2 protein-coding genes are annotated in these 1,596 nt (G+C 46.6%); both read left to right on the top strand.

Going from position 1 to position 1,596, the window contains the following annotated elements:
• The coding region (locus tag A3738_RS13620) for a DUF58 domain-containing protein (RefSeq protein WP_156504253.1) at positions 1-557 on the top strand (557 nt) is incomplete at its 5' end.
• Positions 557-1,596, top strand: a 1,040-nt coding sequence (locus tag A3738_RS13625) for a DUF3488 domain-containing protein (protein WP_156504254.1), incomplete at its 3' end; no start/stop codon positions are given. The genes A3738_RS13620 and A3738_RS13625, both read left to right, overlap by 1 nt.

Genomic DNA, 1,596 nt, shown 5'->3' on the forward strand with positions numbered 1-1,596 from the left:
CAGAATCGATATGGCATATGGAGCAGAGTTTCGATGTAAAGGTTCAGACTCAGTCATTTGAACGAGGCGTGCACTCGTTATCAGGTATTCGTCTTCAAACATACTTTCCTTTCGGTTTAGTTCGAGCATGGACATGGATGTGGTTTGACGAAGCTGTGTACGTTTATCCTAGACCCTTACCGTCACCCGAAAATACAAGCCTAGAGCGCAATGCGGTTTCAGGATCGGGGCAGATCTCGGGGCAAGAGCTCGATAATGTTAAGGCTTATGATAAGGGCGATAATGTTCGAAGAATTCTCTGGAAGCATTTTGCTAAGCGTGATGAGCTAATAGTTCGCTCGCCAGAGCTTCTTAGCGCGGATCCTGTCCATCTTGAGTATGACTCATATATGCGCTTTGGTAAGGAGTTGGCGCTGAGTTATTTGTGTTTCGATGTTTTTGAGTTACATGAAAGTCGTCTTCCGTTTTCGTTATCCTTGCCAAATGTAAGTGTTGGCGAAGAGCAGGGCGAGCTGCATTTGCGACGCTGTTTGAGGGCTTTGGCGGAGTGTGCTTAATGGCCGAAGTGCAAGTATCCCAAACTGAGGTTCTTGAATTAAACGGCATTCGGCACGGAGTTGTTGGTGTCATGCTGCTTCAGGCCGTGTCATTTTTATCGATCGCGCCAATATGGCTCTTCTCGTGCATCGCCCTGTTTATCGCTTTAGTTGCATTACCAGGTCTGGTTGGTAAGCGCTTGTTAAATGTGATTGTTCTCAGTGCGTCATTCATTGTTTTCTTCCTTGACTATCGACTGGATTATTCCGTTGAAATGGCAGCTGTGTTTCTCTTGTTAGTCGGTTGTATGAAGTCACTAGAGTTGCGTTCTCAGCGGGATGTGCTCATTTTCGTTTATGTGATGTTATATTTAAGCGCAGTATCGATGCTGTTTGAGCAAGGTATCATGCATGTGGTGCTGCAGTTTTGCTCACTTCTCTTTTGTTTGGCGCTGCTCATGCGTATTAACGATAGTGTGATAGGAAGCGTGCGCTCTCAAATTGGACGAGTGTTGAAGATTGTTTCTTTGGCGTTTCCGTTGGCAATTTGTCTTTTCATGTTTTTTCCTAGAATTGCGCCACTGTGGTCGATGCCAATTAAAACAAGTTCTGCACAAACCGGGCTCAGCGAGACACTTCGTCCTGGTGCTATTGCCGATCTCACTCAGTCCGCGGAAACGGCATTTCGTGCCACATTCTTTGGTTTGCAGCCAGAGCGAGAAACCTTGTATTGGCGAGCGCTTGTTTTAGATCGATTCGATGGTGATGCTTGGTCGCGTGATCGTGAAGCGCTTTTGGTGGAGCGAGGGCGTGCTGGCATTGCTTCAGTTCAGGCACAAAAGATATATCAGCCGCAATCTGTGAGTACGCCATATTATGATGTGATCCTGGAGCCGCATAACAACCGATGGGCTCTCGCATTGGCAGGTTCAGAATCTGCATCAGGAAACGTATTTTCTATAGGGATGGGGATCAGCGAATTTAACTACTCTCTTAACTCTCCAACACCATACCGAATGAAAATAGATGGGGTGGCAAGTTCCTACGAGGGTACGGCAAT

The organism is Oleiphilus sp. HI0066, assembly GCF_001635725.1.